We start from the raw sequence: 17,511 nt of genomic DNA, 5'->3' as shown, positions 1-17,511 counted from the left end.
TTTTACCAAGTTCTGGTAGGACTAGTCAATACTTTGACCACCATTCTGGCTCTTGTCATCATTGATAAGGTAGGCCGCAAGAAACTTGTTTATTACGGAGTTTCGGGAATGGTTGTTTCTCTGATTCTCATCGGCCTGTACTTCCTCTTCGGAGATTCCCTGGGAGTATCCAGCCTCTTCCTGCTTGTTTTCTTCCTGTTCTATGTATTCTGCTGTGCCGTGTCTATCTGTGCCGTGGTGTTCGTGCTCCTCTCGGAGATGTATCCCACCAAGGTTCGCGGACTGGCCATGTCGATAGCAGGATTCGCTCTGTGGATCGGAACGTACCTGATCGGACAGTTAACCCCCTGGATGCTCCAGAACCTTACCCCCGCCGGAACATTCTTCCTGTTTGCCGTTATGTGCGTACCGTATATGCTAATTGTCTGGAAACTCGTGCCGGAGACCACCGGGAAGTCGCTGGAGGAGATTGAAAGATACTGGACCCGTTCGGAATAAATATAAAACAGACCTTAATAACAATAAACTAACATTTTATAAATATGGATAGTAAGAATAACATTGGTCATTCAGCAGACATCTCTTTAACTGCTGAATTACCCATACCAATCTATAATGGAAATACGATTATGGATTTCAAAAAACTGGCAAGTCTGTACAAGGATGAGCTCCTGGACAACGTCCTTCCTTTCTGGCTTGAACATTCACAAGACCATGAGTATGGTGGTTACTTCACCTGTCTGGACCGTGAAGGAAAAGTATTCGATACGGATAAGTTTATTTGGCTGCAAAGTCGTGAGGTATGGATGTTCTCCATGCTTTACAACAAAGTGGAGAAACGTCAGGAATGGCTAGACTGTGCCATTCAGGGTGGCGAATTTCTAAAAAAATATGGACATGACGGCAATTATAACTGGTATTTTTCCCTCGACCGTTCGGGTAGACCATTGGTAGAACCGTACAATATATTCTCGTATACATTCGCTACCATGGCTTTCGGACAGTTGAGCCTTACAACCGGTAATCAGGAATATGCGGACATTGCCAAGAAAACTTTCGATATAATCCTTTCCAAAGTGGATAATCCGAAAGGGAGATGGAATAAGCTTCATCCGGGTACCCGTAATCTGAAGAACTTTGCCTTGCCAATGATCCTCTGTAACTTGGCACTGGAGATAGAGCATTTATTGGATGAAACGTATCTGCGGGAAACAATGGATACTTGTATCCATGAAGTGATGGAAGTTTTCTATCGTCCTGAACTCGGAGGTATCATTGTTGAAAACGTGGACATAGACGGTAATTTGGTCGATTGTTTTGAAGGCCGTCAGGTGACCCCGGGACATGCCATTGAAGCGATGTGGTTTATCATGGATCTAGGCAAGCGTCTGAATCGTCCGGAATTGATAGAGAAAGCCAAAGAGACTACTCTCACGATGCTTAATTATGGCTGGGACAAGCAATATGGAGGTATCTACTATTTTATGGATCGTAACGGTTGTCCTCCCCAACAATTGGAGTGGGACCAGAAACTCTGGTGGGTCCATATCGAAACGCTTATTTCCCTGCTGAAAGGCTATCAATTGACGGGAGACAAAAAATGCTTGGAATGGTTTGAAAAGGTACATGACTACACTTGGGAGCATTTCAAGGATAAAGAATATCCTGAATGGTATGGCTACTTGAACCGAAGAGGCGAAGTATTGCTACCACTCAAAGGAGGAAAATGGAAAGGATGCTTCCATGTGCCAAGAGGACTGTATCAGTGCTGGAAAACATTAGAAGAAATAAAAAATATAGTATCCTAATTAGTTCTAAATTTAATATTATGAGAAAAATTCTGTTTTTAATTTTAATGCTAAGTTCTGTCAGTATACAAGCACAGAATTTAATTGTGAAAGGAGTTGTCTCTGATGAATCCGATGTATTGCCAGGAGTAAGTATCTTTGTTGAAGGTACGTCTAAAGGAACAATTTCAGATATTAATGGAAAGTATTCTATTGAAGTAAAGAAAGGAAGTAAATTGGTTTTCTCTTATGTCGGTTACCGGACAGAAGAACTAGTCGCAAATACTTCTGTACTAAATGTAAAGATGAAGACTGATGCTATCCAGCTAGAAGAAGCAATAGTTGTGGGATATGCTAAACAGAAAAAAGCTACATTAACCGGAGCCGTATCTTCTGTTAGTTCTGAAACTATAACAAAAAGAAGCGTAGCATCCTTATCTACTGCTTTACAAGGTGCCATGCCCGGTGTGACTATTCAGCAAACTTCCGGTGAACCTGGTGGTGATGGTGGCTCTATTCGAATTCGCGGTATCGGTTCTATTAATTCAAATACGGATCCGCTGGTTTTAGTTGATGGAATTGAAATGAGTATCGACCAAGTAGACGCCAATACAGTAGAGAGCATTTCTGTTCTGAAAGATGCAGCTTCTGCATCAATTTACGGTTCCCGGGCATCTAATGGTGTTATCCTTATTACAACTAAAAGAGGACAAAAAGGAAAAATAACAACTACGTATAGTGGCTATCTGACAATTCAGCGCCCGACTAACATGCCCGAACCGGTGGCTGCATGGGAGTATTTACAAGCAGAACTAAATGCTTGGGATAATGCAGAAATTACAGTATCCGATGCACAAAGAGCTCAACAACTGCAACAGATAGAAGAACAAAAAACATTACGTCCAGATAATTGGAACAGGTATGATACAAATTGGAAAGACGAAACGATGAAAAGTCATTCAATCATGCATAATCATAATGTAACAATTAGTGGTGGTAGTGACAAACTGACTTTCTTCGGTTCTGGTACTTATCTATATCAAGATGGTTTGATACCTAATGATAATTATAGTCGTACCAACCTTCGTTTAAATGCAGATGCTCAAATACTTCCATGGGCTAAGTTTAGTATTGAAACAGCATTAAGACAAGGTAAAAAAGTAAATCCGGGTTTGAGTACTCCCAAACAGATTATCAATCAGTCTTTATATATGTTGCCCACTCTTTCTGCTGCCAGAGAGCTGGATGGAAATTGGGGATATGGAAAGAATGGAATGAATCCTACTGCGCAGGCATATGATAGCGGAGAAAAAATAAGTAAAGGTACGGATGCTGTAGTAAACGGTACATTAACTCTAACTCCTATTAAGGGATTGGAGCTTGTTGGACAATACTCTCGTCGTCAATCCACAAGTAGAGAACGAGCTTTAATAACCCCATATACAACGTCTTTAAAAGGCCAAATTATGGGATCATATCCAACAGATGATTCATTAACAGAGAGCTGGAGCGAAACCGTTAGAAATTATTATCGTGCACAAGCTTCGTATGAAAATAAATTCTTTGACCATTATGGAAAAATATTAGTCGGCTTCCAGGCAGAAGATAATCTGAACACTTCTTTCTCTGGTGGAAAAAGGGGTTTCGACCTAGGACGTTATTATTTAGGTAATGGAGATTCTGCAACCGCAACTTCCTCTGGTGGGGCAAATTCATGGGCTATGATGTCGTGGTATGCTCGTTTGAATTACAACTATAAACAGCGCTATTTACTGGAGGTGAATGGTCGTTACGACGGCTCTTCCCGCTTTACCAGAGATAATCGATGGGGATTTTTTCCTTCGGTATCTGCCGGTTGGGTCATATCTGAAGAAAACTTCATGAAACCTACCCGTAAAGTGCTTGACTTTTTAAAAGTACGTGCTTCTTACGGCCTTTTGGGAAATCAAAACATCGGTAATTATCCTTATGCTGCAACCATTGCTACTGGATACGGATACTATTTAGGTGGTGATGAAGCAGACAAAGAATTAGTATCAGGCGTTGCCCAAACGACGTTGGCTAATTCTAATATCAGTTGGGAAAAATCAAAGCAAATAAACTTTGGTATTGATTTCAGTTTGTGGAATGGTTTGTTAAGCGTTACAGCCGATTATTACATCAAAAATGTTTATGATATGTTAATGAAGTTCCCATTACCATACTATGTAGGAATGAGTCCCGCGTATACCAATGCAGGAGATATGTCCAACAAGGGTTGGGAAGTGAGTGTCAGTCATAAAAATAAATTAAATGACTTTACGTATGGAGTAACATTTACTTTAAGTGACAACCGCAACAAAATTACTAATCTAAACGGACTTAATTCTCAAGATAAAACAATGGTAGAGGGTTATCCTAACAAAGGTATTTGGGGATATGTGACTGACGGATACTATAAGGACTGGGATGATGTCAATAATTCTCCAAAATTAGGAGATGCCCGTCCGGGATTTGTTAAGTATGTTAAAGTTTATCAGGGGGAAGATTCCGATCCTATGACAATTGATACTCGGGATATGGTTTATCTTGGTGACCCATTCCCGCACTTTGAATATGGCGTAACATTAAATGCTGGTTGGAAAAATTTTGATTTTACAGCATTCTTCCAAGGAGTAGGACAACGTGTAAATTACATGAGCGGAGTTGGTCTTAAACCTTTTGCCAATGGTTCAAATCTTTTCAGACATCAAATGGATTCATGGACTCCGGACAATCAGGATGCAGCATACCCGATTTTGGTTCCTGAAGCCAATGCGGGCCCTAACTATCAAAAATCTGATAAATGGGTACGAGACGCCTCTTATTGTCGTTTGAAGAATGTTGTTTTAGGCTATACTTTACCTAATTCATGGACTAAAAAATTAAATATTGGTAGCTTGAGAGTGTATGCTAGTGGACAGAATCTATTTACTATTAGTAATTTCTATAAGGGATATGACCCGGAGGTTGCATATAGCGGCTCTGTTGGCGGGGAATTCTACCCCATTATGCAAACATTTACGTTTGGTATTGATTTAAAATTTTAAATAATCAGATATTATGAAAAAAGCAATCAAATATATATTTAATAACAAGGTTCTGGCAAGTGGAGCTTTGATATTATCATTAGGGATAGCGGGCTGTAGTGACTATTTAGACAAAGAGCCTATGAGTGAATACTTATCATCCAACTTTTACAATAACGATGGTGCAATAGCACAAGGTGCTAATGGGTGTTACCAACGTCTACTGATGGACCATAGTAATACTAGTAGTATACCTTATTGTATATTATGGGATATGTATACTCCTTATGGTATCGAACGCGCAGACAATAGTTCTATCGGCGTTGGCAATATTGAGTTACGTACGAATTTCACAGTAGAACAAACGTGGTCTATTCTATACACTTCTGTAGCAAGATGTAATTCAGTGTTAGATGGAGCTAAGCCTTTTTATAATGAATTAAGTGATAAGGCCAAAACCTACCTTGCAGAAATTCAGGTTTTGAGATCTCATTATTATATTCAACTAGTTTCTTTATGGGGTGATATTCCATATTTTACATCTGCAGTCACAGAGGAACAAACAAAGCAAGTTTCTCGTACACCTTGGAAAGAAGTTGTAGATGATATATTAAAAACATTGGACGAAGCTGCGGATATTTTACCTTGGACAGCGGCCAATTATGGACGCGTCGATAAATCGGTAGCATTAGGACTGAAAGCCAGATTGGCTTTATATGCCGGTTCATGGTGTAAATTTGGTTTTGGTATGGATGGTGAAAAAGATCAGGCTAAAGCTACAGAATACTTTAAAATTGCAGCAGCAGCTTCTAAAAAAGTTATAGACGAAAGTGGACGTGATCTGGCTACTAATTATGCAGATCTGTTTACCCGGATAGGGCAACTAAAAGAAGACGTAAAAAAGGAAACAATGTTATTTATGATGTTTTCCAACCAAATTCATTCTTTTACCCAATACATGTCTCTAGGCGAACAAGTTCGCATGATTGGACAAAGTGGGCGTTTTCCTACTCAACAGTTAGTAGATACCTATGAAATGAAAAATGGTAAACGTATTGATGAAACAGGTTCCGGATATAACCCCAAGAAACCATTTGAAAGTCGTGACCCTCGTTTAAAAGAAACGGTTTACACTCATCATGACGTTATCATCGGTAATACTGGTGGAGATAATAAAATGAAATTCTTGATGGAAGTTTATAATCCTCAAACTACTTCCTGGGATAAAGACGGTAATGAAAAGTTGGTTGCCAATTTAGATTATGCAGGTGCTGTTGCTCAATATGGATATGTAAGTAGTGGCGTGGGATTTGCCTGGAAAAAATATAACCATTTTGATGATGAGGCAAACGCCAATCCGAGCTATAATATCCTGATTATGCGATTTGCAGAGATTCTTTTGACGTATGCCGAAGCAAAAATAGAACTTAATGAATTAGATGCAACGGCAGTAAATGCAATAGACCGCGTCAGAGCTCGTGTAGGTATGCCTGGTATCTTAAGTGTTGACCCGACACGTGAGAATGATCAATTAAAGATGCGTCAAATTGTACGTCGTGAACGTAAAGTGGAATTAGCCAAAGAGGCATTAATGTTATTTGATATGCGTCGTTGGAGAACAGGTGATATTCAGAATGCTGAACCCACTTATGGTTATCCGAAAGCGACAGGTGTAGATCCGGCTACAGGCAAATATCCTGATGGATATGAGCAGGCTACTCCGGATATGGTTCCTTCTTATGGCGCTTCAGGATCGGACAGAGATATCAATGATATTGCTAGTTATGCTGCATATGGTGATAAATTAAGATCTCGTGATAAAGGTCGTAGTTGGAATAATAGGCATTACTTATGGCCTGTTCCACAAACAGAGCGAAATAAATGTCCTTGGTTAGAACAAAATAAAGGATATGGTGAGTAATATCTAATGTGTTTAGTATGAATAGATTAATTATTATATTATCATTACTGTTAGTGCCGGTTTTTATATCGGCACAGACCGTAGTGACAATTGAAGCTGCAAGTCCGGATCCGACATTAACTGTACGCGGTCCTGAAAAGCAGATAGACTTATTCAATAATTCTGACTGGGAAAAGCAAGAAAAAGGAATTGTCCTATTATCTACGGAATATAAAAAAGCTATAAAATCGACTCAAAGCACATATACAGCCGTAGTGATAAATGGAGATATGAAAGTGATTAAAGTCCTGAATGGTGTAATCTCTAAAAATGCTCAACCAGCATTTAGCGCTCCTTTGGATATAACATTGGGACAGGCAGAGTTTGCATTAATTGGTTATGATACTGACTATCTAAAGGATGGTTACCGTAAATTTCTTGCCGAGAACTTCCATGTAGGAGATGTTGTAAAGCTGCGGATTGATGGAGAAGTACATTCATTGGATAAAGTGATTGCTTTTTCCAAAGGGAGTATTCCGCCTCAAATAGAATTGGATAATGATTTCTTATTTACTGTTGTAGGAAGTAAGACTACATTAAGCGGTTGTATTGCTAATTATGATAAAAAAGCCAATTATCAGTTGTTTATAGAAAACCGAACAGAAACAAAACCAGTAGCTGTTACAACAAAGGGGCTATTTCGTAATCAGTTAACTCTGAATGATGGTACTAATTTCTTCAATTGGATATTGAAAAAAGAAGGGAAAGAAATTACTCGTAAGTCTGTTGCCATATTCTCCAAAGTTCCAAATCAACAACAGAGTGAATTGGTTATGTGGGTGGAGCAGTTTCCTAATGCAAAGGTGTTAACTAATAGAGAAGCTGTAGCCACTATGGTTAATAACGCAAAGAAAGCAGGGTTCACTTCCATTGGGTTAGATGTAAAAGGACCAGAAGGATATGTTTCTTACCGCAAAAACGATCTTTCAAAAACTCCTTATCTAACTGCAACCAAAAATCCGAATAAACAAGTGAAGGATGATGGATTTGATTTGCTGGAGGTTGTACTCCAGGAAGCACATAAGATTGGACTCAAAGTCTATACTAGTTTTAATTTCTTCACAGAAGGAAATATTACTGTAAATGATTACGCCATTCTTCATGAACATAAAGACTGGGAGGAAATAGTGCAACGCCCCGAAGACAAAGGTAAACTATTGAAAATCACAGAAAGTACAAGAGGGAAAGAAGCTGCTAAAGGTAAACTGTTAGCTTTAGCTTTTGTAAATCCTTCTAATAAAGAAGTGCAGGACTTTCAATTGTTGCGCGTGGAAGAAGTTCTAAAAAATTATGATATAGATGGTATCGTATTAGATCGCTGTCGTTATGATAATTTATATGCTGACTTTAGTCATGTGACTCGAAACGCATTTGAAGAATACCTGGAGAAAGAAGGCAAAATTTTAGAGAACTTTCCTGCTGATGCTTTCAAAATAGACAAAGAAGGCACATTAGTAAAAGGTCAATTCTTTAAAGAATGGATTACTTTCCGCTCTCAAACTATTTGTGACTTTACCGGACGTATTCGCTCATTAGTAGATAAGTATAAAACTGAAAAGAATCCGGATTTAAAAATGGCAGCTTATGTAGGGTCCTGGTATGAAGTATATTATCAAAATGGAGTAAATTGGGCTAGTAATCAATTTAAATATGATGATCGATTATCATTTCCAGATAGTGAAATCTACGGAGAAAATTACAATAAAACAAGTTACTTAAACAATTTAGACTTTCTGATGATCGGAACTTATTATAAAACGCCTAAAGAAGTCAATCGATACATTACTCTAGGGAATATCCTTACATGTGGACAAATTCCATTGTTAGGTTCAATGAGTTTGCCTGATTTAAGTGTTACCGATCAGGGAAAAGTGTTTGGGGCTTCACTAAAGAATTCATCAGGTTTGATGATTTTCGATAATTGTTATGTTGATTGGAATACTTTTTTCGAACAAATGAAAATAGCTTTTTCCATTAAGAAAAAATAATGAACATATAATACTCGTGAAAGATGAAAAAACTAATAAACTTAATATTCAGTATGATGTGTATTACTACACTCTTTACTGTAACTTTTAGCTCTTGTTCAGATGATGACGAAAACAGAGCCTATGAATCTGTGCAAATAGTAGGAGTCAAAGTGAATAATGAATTATACACACCTTCTTCTGTCAGTGCAGCAGAGACGACTGTATTGATTCCCACCGGAGTCGATTTATCTAAAGCTAAATTACAATTACTGGTTATAAATGGTACTGCTAATTTTATAGATGATCAGGAATACGATGCTCGTAAACCCCTTGATTTAACATTGAATGGATTTGATGGAACCACTGTACAAACAAAATTGCGCATCCAATCTCCTCCTAAATTGGTATCTTTCATAATAGAAGGAATGACTGTTCCTAATAGTGACATTCATACAGGTGAAGAATCATTGATTGTCCAGGTTCCGGAAGAAACTGATTTGACAACACTAAAGGTTACCATGGAATATATTAATGGAACAATTATGGACTTTCAGAATGGTGTTACACTAGACTATACAAATCCGAGAAGTTTTAAAATAAAAGGTGTAGATGAAGAAACAATCTATACTTATGAGTTTATTATCACTACGGAAGAAGTAGGTCCTGCATCTATAAAAACGATGACGATCAATGGAGTTGAAACAGATTATGTGCTTACGGATGATAAGAATGTAGCAGTTCCGTATATTCCAGCGTTAATGGATTTTACTTCTGTAAACGTAGAACTGACTACTGGATTTGGAAATAAAATAGATGAATCTTTCACTGGACAAGGATTAAATTTGATGAATGGTAACAATAAGGTTTCAATCAAAGGAAGTAATGGGGTAACAACAGAGTTCACTATTGGTATACCCCAAATTTCTGCAGAACCTGTATTCAAAAAAGACTATACAGAATTAGCCGGATTTGGATCCGACAACTTAATTAGTGTAGGAATTAGTGACCCTTATATTATTGCCGGCAACCATTCTTCAACTAAGAAAACCCCAGCATATTTTGACTATACAGGTAATAAAATCGAAAATTTGAATGAAAAAGGGTTAAGTATTGCAGGACATGGTATACGTCTAATGGCTACAGATGACAAAGGTAATATTCTTGGAACTTCATTGGCTTTATCTGGAGATAAACCTGTATTATATCGTTGGAGTAATGTAACAGCAGAAGCTAAAGAATTTATTTCATATGATAAATCAGCTCTTGGTGAATCTGCGACTCCTCGTTTAGCTGGTATTGGCATTATTGGTGATTTAGATGGTGATGCTACAATAGTTGCTACTAAAGCACAGTCGGTAGATGTCTTTGTTTGGAAAGTTACAAATGGAGTTGTGAATCCTACTCCTCAAAAATATGCGTTTCCTGTTGCTACTCCAAGTTTCTATTGGAGCGTGGTTCCGATGCCTATAGGTATGACCGGATATATGGGATTCTTTAGTACAAGTGCAACTAATGGTCTTATTTGGATGAACAGTACTATGGGAGAAGTTTCCAGAAGTTCTGGAGTTAGAACCAGTGGTGGAGATGTAATAACAATTAATGGCCGTGTGTATGTAGCATATACAGCATATTCGGGAGATCAAAAAGGTGTTATGCGCATTTGTGATATAACTGATGGTAAATATAATCAAATATTCAATTATACAATGGAAGCATCGGGGGCTAATGGTAATGGCACAGCTTCTGCTTGTTTAATGGTGAAAAACAATGAACTATATGCAGTATTTGGCTGCACCGGTTCCGGCTTATACTTCTATCGTATAGCGTGTAAATAACAACTAATAAACAGGACCATACCTAATTGATATGGTCCTATTTAATCTCTTATCAATATGAAACAGAATTATAATCATATATTTTTTCTTGCTTGTCTCATTATAGGAGGCACAGCATGTTCTCATAAATACAGAATATCTTCTTCCAAGCCAATAGAAACGTTCTTTAAGAATGAAGTGAAACCTGAAAAGTTCATCGAATGTTTTCCCGGAGCCTATTATCGCAAAGTGAATTCCAGTAAGGATGTTTGGTTGGGAGTTGGAGGAACTGTTACTTTACCTCAATTATCATTCGATCAAACAAGAAAAAACGCAAAGAAACCGGGGCAATTTTTAGATAATCCATCTGTATATTTGGGAGGTAATATGGGAGATCAGGAAACGGATTTTGGATTAGCCTGGGAGGTTATTCGAGAGAAAGATGGTAAGCTATCCAAAGAAAGAAAAGCTTTTCGTCCGTTTATGAGACGCAGTGAACATATTAACGGACAAGAGCCGAATTATGCACAAGCCCCACCGGAAGATCAATATTATTGGTATCCAGGAGAAAAAGTAACAATGTATTTTCAAGTATTAGAACCTCGTAAAGTACATTTTGTGATAGAAGGAGCTGGGAAACGTTTTGAATGTGACTATGATTGTGAAGGTTATATTCCAGGCGAATTAGGCACCTTTAAACGGGTGAATGCCATTGACCAGGTTGCGAATGAAGGTAAACCGGCACAAGTTACAAAAACAAAGGTTTTGAATAGTCGATGGGATGAGAGTTATTATTTTAGAAAAAATAAAGATGAAATTGTGAAAGTTCCGATTCATGAGGGACGTTTCACAGATATGCGTTGCCCGGACACTCATTTCTTTGAAATAATATCAACTGACGAAGATCGAAAAAAAGGAGCAGAAACTATTAGTATTAATGGAAATGGATACTAATCCTCAAAAAAATATTATTGATTAACAAAAAACGATGTAAAATGAAAAAATATTTATTCTATTCATTATTCGTGATTTTAGCTATGGGCTTTTACAACTGTTCCAGTAGCGACGACGGAGAACCGGAACCAGAACCAACGGATCCTATTAATACTTATTTTAAAGATGAAATAAAGCCGCAAACGAATGTTGCTTGTTTTGCAGGTGCCTATTATCATAAAGCTGTCACAAGTAAAGATTTATGGTTAGGTATCGGAGGAACTATAAAGTTGCCTACAGCTACTTTTGACGAAGATCGTAAGAATCCTGCTAAACCGGGACAATACCTTGATAATCCTTCTATATATTTAGGCGGAAATATGGGTGGACAGGAAACTGATATAGGTTTGACTTGGGAAGTTATAAAAGATGAACAAGGTAATATCAGCGCTGAAAGAAAAGCATTCCGCCCGTTCATGAGACGCACAAGTCATTCAAGTGGACAGGCATCTAACTATTCAAATGCTCCTGCGCAGAAAGAATATTATTGGTATCCGGGTGAGGAAGTCACAATTTCTATTCAGATCATAAGAAGTGGGGTTCTCAAATTTATTGTGGACGGTAATGGTAAGCATTATGAATCAGAATATGAATGTGCCGGATACAAACAAGGAACCCGTGGAGAATTCAAACGTGTAAATGCTATAGACCAGGTATCTAATGAAGGAAAACCGACACAAGCCACGAAAACAAAAGTTGAAGGTGCTCAATGGAAGGAAAGTTTTTTATTCAGGATGTATGACGGTAAAATAGTAAAAGCTCCACTTCATACAGGAAGATATACTGATATGCGTTGTCCGGATGCTATGTATTTCGATATTAATTCAACAGAAGCAGAACAGAAGATTGGTGCTGAATCTGTAGAGATTAATGGTGCAGGATATTAACAAATAGATATATTTCAAATAATAAGTCATGAATAAAAGAGCCTTCTCTCTTGATGCATTAAGAGGATATGCCATTATTACTATGGTTTTATCGGGTACCATTGCTTCAGGAGTATTACCAGGATGGATGTACCATGCACAAGTGGGTCCCCGCTCTAATTTTGCATTTGACCCATCATTTTATGGAATAACATGGGTTGATTTAGTTTTCCCATTCTTTTTATTTGCAATGGGAGCAGCTTTCCCTTTTTCTATTGGTAATAAGCTGGAAAAAGGAGTATCTAAATTAAAAATAGCGTGGGATTGTATATTACGTGGATTCCGGTTAACTTTCTTTGCTATTTTTATCCAGCATATGTATCCTTGGGTAACATCTTCTCCTCAAGATGTGCGGTCGTGGTTGTTGGCTCTATCGGCATTTGTTCTTATGTTTCCCATGTTTATGAGAATTCCGGTTAAAATGTCTAAATGGTTGCGTGGAGGGATACAACTATCTGCTTATATGTTAGGCGTTTTCATGTTACTTACTGTAAGTTATGCTAATGGAAGAGAATTTAGCCTGTCATATAGTAATATTATTATTCTAGTTCTGGCAAATATGTCTATTTTCGGTTCTTTGGCATACTTGTTTACGGCAAATAATAAATGGGCCAGAATAGCTATTCTCCCATTTATTATGGCTGTTTTTCTAGGAAGTAAAACTGACGGCTCTTGGGTGAAGGTCCTGATGAACTATTCTCCGATTCCCTGGATGTATAGTTTTTATTATTTGAAATACTTATTTATTATCATTCCCGGAAGTATTGCCGGCGAATACTTAAAAGAATGGCTACAAAACAGAACAGAGGCCGCTTCGTCTTTAGAAGAGAAAAGGAAAATCCCCCTAATTCTATTATTAACTACTGGGGTTATTATCTTTAATCTGTATGGTCTGTATACGCGTCAGTTATTATTAAACTTAGGTGGTACAGTTGTTATTTTAGCTTGTATTTATTGGCTTCTGAAAACAAGAAGTAACAACATGGATTATTGGAGAAAACTATTTGTTGCGGGAGCTTATTTACTTATGCTAGGTTTATTCTTTGAAGCTTATGAAGGCGGAATCCGTAAGGATGATTCAACCTACAGTTACTATTTTGTTACTGCTGGTCTTGCCTTTATGGCGATGATTGTTTTTTCAATTCTATGTGATATCTATAAATATCGGCGATTGACACGCCCATTGGAAATGGCAGGACAAAACCCTATGATTGCCTATGTAGCTACTAATTTGGTAGTAATGCCTATGTTGAATCTGATAGGAGTAGCATCATATTTAACCTATCTTCAGCAAAATGCCTGGCTCGGTTTCTTACGAGGAGTTATTATCACTGCATTGGCGACATTAATAGCTATAATTTTCACAAAACTTAAATGGTTCTGGAGAACATAATCGAGATATGAAACTACTAATAAAGAAAATAACGTATATCATCTTCATCCTGTGTTTCTATTGCTCTTATGGTGAAGCTAAAATTCAGCTCCCCTCTATTTTAGGTAACGGGATGGTGCTCCAACAAAAGTCAGAAGTAAGGCTGTGGGGGAAAGCTACACCTAATAAGAAAGTTACCATATATACCTCATGGAACGCACAACAGCAGGAAGTGAATAGTAATAAAAAGGGAGATTGGATAGTAACCGTCACAACTCCGGAAGCTGGAGGTCCGTACACTATTCGTATTTCAGATGGTGAAGAACTGCTATTAGATGATGTTTTGATTGGAGAAGTCTGGCTGTGCTCCGGTCAATCGAATATGGAAATGCCCGTGAAAGGCTTTCGGGGCCAACCTGCCGCAGAATCACAGAATACGATAGTAAATGCAAATCCTAATCGTTCATTACGATTGTTTACAGTGCAACGTGCATACAGTAGTATTCCAGAAGAGGATGTAACAGGGCAATGGGAAAAAAACACTCCAAAGTCTGTTTCTACTTTTAGTGCCGTAGCTTATTATTATGGCGATCAATTACAGAAAGTTTTAGGAATACCGGTAGGGTTGATTCATGCCTCCTGGAGCGGGTCTTCAATTGAGCCATGGATTAGTAAAGAAAATCTCCTGCAATTTCCCGAAGTCGATCTGACTCCGGCAGAGAATCCACAATTGAAATATGCTAATGGTACTCCTACCGTATTATACAATGCCATGATTAAACCGCTGGAGAATTATAATATTAAAGGAATGATATGGTATCAAGGAGAGTCTAATTCTGCACGGCCGGAACAATATCAGCGTTTGTTTGCTGTGTGGGCCAAGCAAAACAGAGCATTGTTCCGTTCGAAAGACTTGCCTATTTATTATACAGAAATAGCACCTGTTGCGTCACCTGTAGACCGACCGTTTCAGAGGGCCATCTTTCGAGAAGCGCAATTGGAAAGTATGCATGAAGTTTCTAATACAGGTATGGCATTCACAAACGATCTTGGTTCGGAGAAATTCATTCATGCCCCCAAAAAACGAGAGATCGGCCAGCGTTTAGCGTATTGGGCATTAGCTAAAACATATCAGTTAGAGGGATTTGAATATAGTGGTCCTATCCATCGTTCATATATGAAGAACGGAAAGATAATTGAAATTCTCTTTGATCATGCAGATGATGGACTAAACCCGGAGAATGAGCCTTTAGTAGGTTTTGAGATTGCAAGTGAAGATAGTATATTTTATCCAGCCAATGCCGAAATCATAAATGGAACCTCTCGTGTAAAAGTATGGAGTGACAAAGTGGCTCAACCGGTTTATGTACGTTATGCTTTCCGTAATTTTCTGCGTGGAAATCTGGTAAACAATGCCGGATTACCAGCAGCTCCTTTTCGGATGGACTTGCGAAAAATGGATTTTCAGAACCCTGAAAAGCTAGGATGGACCCGTGTCACTACTTTTGGGAAGTTACCCGAATACATTAGTGTTTATCATTCTCCGGAATGGATTGAAAGTACACGAACAAATGCTTATATAGCAGTTGTAGATACCAAGAAAGGAGGGAGTTTGGATGTCGGAGGTGCAGATAGTGGGGTAAAAACTCCGATAGAATTTTACCAGTCTGAAAAAAGAAAACCATCTATTGTATTAAATGGAGGATATTTTGCTAATGGAAGGACTGTTAGTCTTATATGCAAAAATGGAAAAATCTTATCTGACAACATATCTGTAGTGAATCGCTTATTGGAAGGTAAAAAGACTGCATATTACCCTACCCGTTCAGTTTTCAGTCTTTATACAGATGGGACATATCATGTTGACTGGATATATAAATCGGCTCAACAAACCTATGCGTATGATATGCCGGCCTTAAACAGCTCCACACGTCCTCCGTTATCTGTGCCATCAAAAGGCTTTCCAAAAGGGGCAAAAGTCTGGACTGCCGAAATGGGAATTGGTGCAGGTCCTATATTAATCAAGGATGGAACGATTCGTAATAGTTGGGTAGAAGAACTATTAGACGTTGCAAGTGGTATAAATCCACAGACTTGTCAGCCTCGTTCTGCGGTAGGAGTTACGCAAGACGGGAAATTGATTTTATTTGTTTGTGAAGGACGCGAACAAACACCGGATATTCCAGGTATGACTCTAGCCCAACTTGCCCGGTTAATGAGATCATTCGGGTGTGTAGATGCACTTAATTTAGACGGAGGAGGTTCGAGCTGTATGTTGATTAATGGTAAAGAGACTATAAAACCATGTAATAAATATCATCATCAACGACCGGTTGCTACTGTGTTATTTGCAAGATAGTATGATCCAAAACTATGATATGATGAAAATCTTTATTAGAATATTATTGTTATTCTACTATGTCTTTATACTATTAGCCTGTGGAGATAAAAAAGAGTCTATTTCCATAAATTATATACTTATGGCTAGAGTAACCAATATGCAAACTGACGAAATTAAAATTGATACTCCCTCCAGGACTATTTTCATTAAATTGATAACAGGAGGAGATTTATCCAATGTACACGTAAATTTAACTTTGGCTAAAGGGGTAGAAATGGTAGAACCAGCAAATACAGAGTCCGTATATGATTTCACCAAGCCAGCTTCTGTTACTCTTAAATACAAAGAAGAGATAATAACATATCATTTTATAATAGACACTGAATATAATATTGTAGATCCGGCAACTTTAGGGTGGGTAAAATCGACCGAATGGGGAACTCTTCCCGATTATCTGGCTATATACAAATCACCTTCTACTTTAAAAGGTAAAAATGCAGTAGCTTACATTGCCGTAGCTGATATGGATAAAAATGCAAGTTTTAGTGTACTTGGAAATGCCACAGGAGTAAAAACACTCACACAATTTTATAATGCAGAATCTGTAAAACCTGCAATTGTGATGAATGGAGGGTATTTTGCTTCCAATGGCGCCACTGTGAGTTTACTCTATAGAAACAATGTAATGTTGGCTCCTAATTTGCAATCAATGTCGCGTTCGGATGGAACCTCAAATGTGGCATTTTATCCCACTCGTTCAGCTTTTGGAGAAATAGAGAATGGCAAATTTGAGGTAAATTGGGTATATACTGTATCTTCCGGTCAAACCTATGCTTATCCCGCTCCTTCACCTAATAAGTCAGGAGTTTCCCCTATGCAGATTCCGTCAGTAAATTATCCGGAGGGAGCTTCTATATGGAAAGCTAAAAATGCAATAGGAGGAGGTCCTGTACTATTAAAAAACGGATTGTATAAAAACACATGGGAAGCAGAATTATTCGATACTGCCAGTGGTATCGGACCAACCAGTAACAACCCACGTTCTGCTATTGGTATTACTGGAGATAACCGATTGATATTTTTTGTTTGTGAAGGAAGAAATAAGACACCTAATGTTCCGGGATTCACATTAGAGGAGGTCGCTTATATTTTAAGAGATCTTGGTTGCCTGGATGCTATGAATCTGGATGGCGGTGGTTCGAGCTGTATGTTGGTTAATGGACAGGAGACTATCAAGCCAAGTGATGGTGCACAACGTTCTGTAACAACAGCAGTAGCAATAAAATAGAGGTAATTATAGA

At 38.1% G+C, this 17,511-nt stretch carries 11 protein-coding genes; all 11 read left to right on the top strand.

The window, feature by feature from the left end; translation table 11 throughout:
- A partial coding sequence (locus tag DXA54_RS24000) for an MFS transporter (protein ID WP_032852219.1) occupies positions 1 to 498 on the top strand: 498 nt, incomplete at its 5' end.
- A 131-nt stretch (positions 499 to 629) separates the two neighbouring features.
- Entirely contained in the window at positions 630 to 1,808 is a 1,179-nt protein-coding gene (locus tag DXA54_RS23995; RefSeq protein WP_052587885.1) for an AGE family epimerase/isomerase, read from the top strand.
- Between the two features lie 47 nt (positions 1,809 to 1,855).
- Positions 1,856 to 4,855 (top strand): SusC/RagA family TonB-linked outer membrane protein, encoded by a 3,000-nt coding sequence (locus tag DXA54_RS23990; RefSeq protein WP_120080886.1) that lies wholly within the window; start codon positions 1,856 to 1,858, stop codon positions 4,853 to 4,855.
- A 13-nt stretch (positions 4,856 to 4,868) separates the two neighbouring features.
- Positions 4,869 to 6,755: a RagB/SusD family nutrient uptake outer membrane protein gene (locus DXA54_RS23985; protein WP_004297583.1), complete on the top strand. Its 1,887-nt coding sequence runs from the start codon at positions 4,869 to 4,871 to the stop codon at positions 6,753 to 6,755.
- A 17-nt stretch (positions 6,756 to 6,772) separates the two neighbouring features.
- Positions 6,773 to 8,782, top strand: a complete 2,010-nt coding sequence (locus DXA54_RS23980; protein WP_120080884.1) for a family 10 glycosylhydrolase — start codon at positions 6,773 to 6,775, stop codon at positions 8,780 to 8,782.
- A gap of 23 nt (positions 8,783 to 8,805) precedes the next feature.
- Positions 8,806 to 10,599, top strand: coding sequence for a hypothetical protein (locus tag DXA54_RS23975; RefSeq protein WP_120080882.1), 1,794 nt, complete (start codon positions 8,806 to 8,808; stop codon positions 10,597 to 10,599).
- A 57-nt stretch (positions 10,600 to 10,656) separates the two neighbouring features.
- Positions 10,657 to 11,532, top strand: coding sequence for a hypothetical protein (locus DXA54_RS23970; RefSeq protein ID WP_120080880.1), 876 nt, complete (start codon positions 10,657 to 10,659; stop codon positions 11,530 to 11,532).
- Between the two features lie 41 nt (positions 11,533 to 11,573).
- Positions 11,574 to 12,458, top strand: a complete 885-nt coding sequence (locus DXA54_RS23965; protein WP_120080878.1) for a hypothetical protein — start codon at positions 11,574 to 11,576, stop codon at positions 12,456 to 12,458.
- Positions 12,459 to 12,486: 28 nt separating this feature from the next.
- Positions 12,487 to 13,890, top strand: a complete 1,404-nt coding sequence (locus DXA54_RS23960; protein ID WP_120080876.1) for a DUF5009 domain-containing protein — start codon at positions 12,487 to 12,489, stop codon at positions 13,888 to 13,890.
- A gap of 7 nt (positions 13,891 to 13,897) precedes the next feature.
- A complete protein-coding gene (locus tag DXA54_RS23955; RefSeq protein ID WP_120080874.1) occupies positions 13,898 to 16,228 on the top strand; it encodes a phosphodiester glycosidase family protein in 2,331 nt (776 codons plus the stop codon).
- Positions 16,229 to 16,349: 121 nt separating this feature from the next.
- Complete coding sequence (locus tag DXA54_RS23950) at positions 16,350 to 17,498, top strand: phosphodiester glycosidase family protein (RefSeq protein ID WP_167560846.1); 1,149 nt, start codon at positions 16,350 to 16,352, stop codon at positions 17,496 to 17,498.
- Positions 17,499 to 17,511 lie beyond the last annotated feature (13 nt).

The sequence above is a fragment of the Bacteroides sp. OF03-11BH genome (genome assembly GCF_003604005.1).
Taxonomy (GTDB): domain Bacteria; phylum Bacteroidota; class Bacteroidia; order Bacteroidales; family Bacteroidaceae; genus Bacteroides; species Bacteroides ovatus.
The sequence above is the reverse complement of the archived record's forward strand: the minus strand, read 5'-3'. Positions and strand labels throughout refer to the sequence as shown.

Excerpts from the sequence above, each read along its gene's own strand:
- DXA54_RS23995 (WP_052587885.1), top strand. The coding sequence starts at position 630 with ATGGATTTCAAAAAACTGGCAAGTCTGTACAAGGATGAGCTCCTGGAC.
- DXA54_RS23990 (WP_120080886.1), top strand. The coding sequence starts at position 1,856 with ATGCTAAGTTCTGTCAGTATACAAGCACAGAATTTAATTGTGAAAGGA.
- DXA54_RS23985 (WP_004297583.1), top strand. The coding sequence starts at position 4,869 with ATGAAAAAAGCAATCAAATATATATTTAATAACAAGGTTCTGGCAAGT.
- DXA54_RS23980 (WP_120080884.1), top strand. The coding sequence starts at position 6,773 with ATGAATAGATTAATTATTATATTATCATTACTGTTAGTGCCGGTTTTT.
- DXA54_RS23975 (WP_120080882.1), top strand. The coding sequence starts at position 8,806 with ATGAAAAAACTAATAAACTTAATATTCAGTATGATGTGTATTACTACA.
- DXA54_RS23970 (WP_120080880.1), top strand. The coding sequence starts at position 10,657 with ATGAAACAGAATTATAATCATATATTTTTTCTTGCTTGTCTCATTATA.
- DXA54_RS23965 (WP_120080878.1), top strand. The coding sequence starts at position 11,574 with ATGAAAAAATATTTATTCTATTCATTATTCGTGATTTTAGCTATGGGC.
- DXA54_RS23960 (WP_120080876.1), top strand. The coding sequence starts at position 12,487 with ATGAATAAAAGAGCCTTCTCTCTTGATGCATTAAGAGGATATGCCATT.
- DXA54_RS23955 (WP_120080874.1), top strand. The coding sequence starts at position 13,898 with ATGAAACTACTAATAAAGAAAATAACGTATATCATCTTCATCCTGTGT.
- DXA54_RS23950 (WP_167560846.1), top strand. The coding sequence starts at position 16,350 with ATGGCTAGAGTAACCAATATGCAAACTGACGAAATTAAAATTGATACT.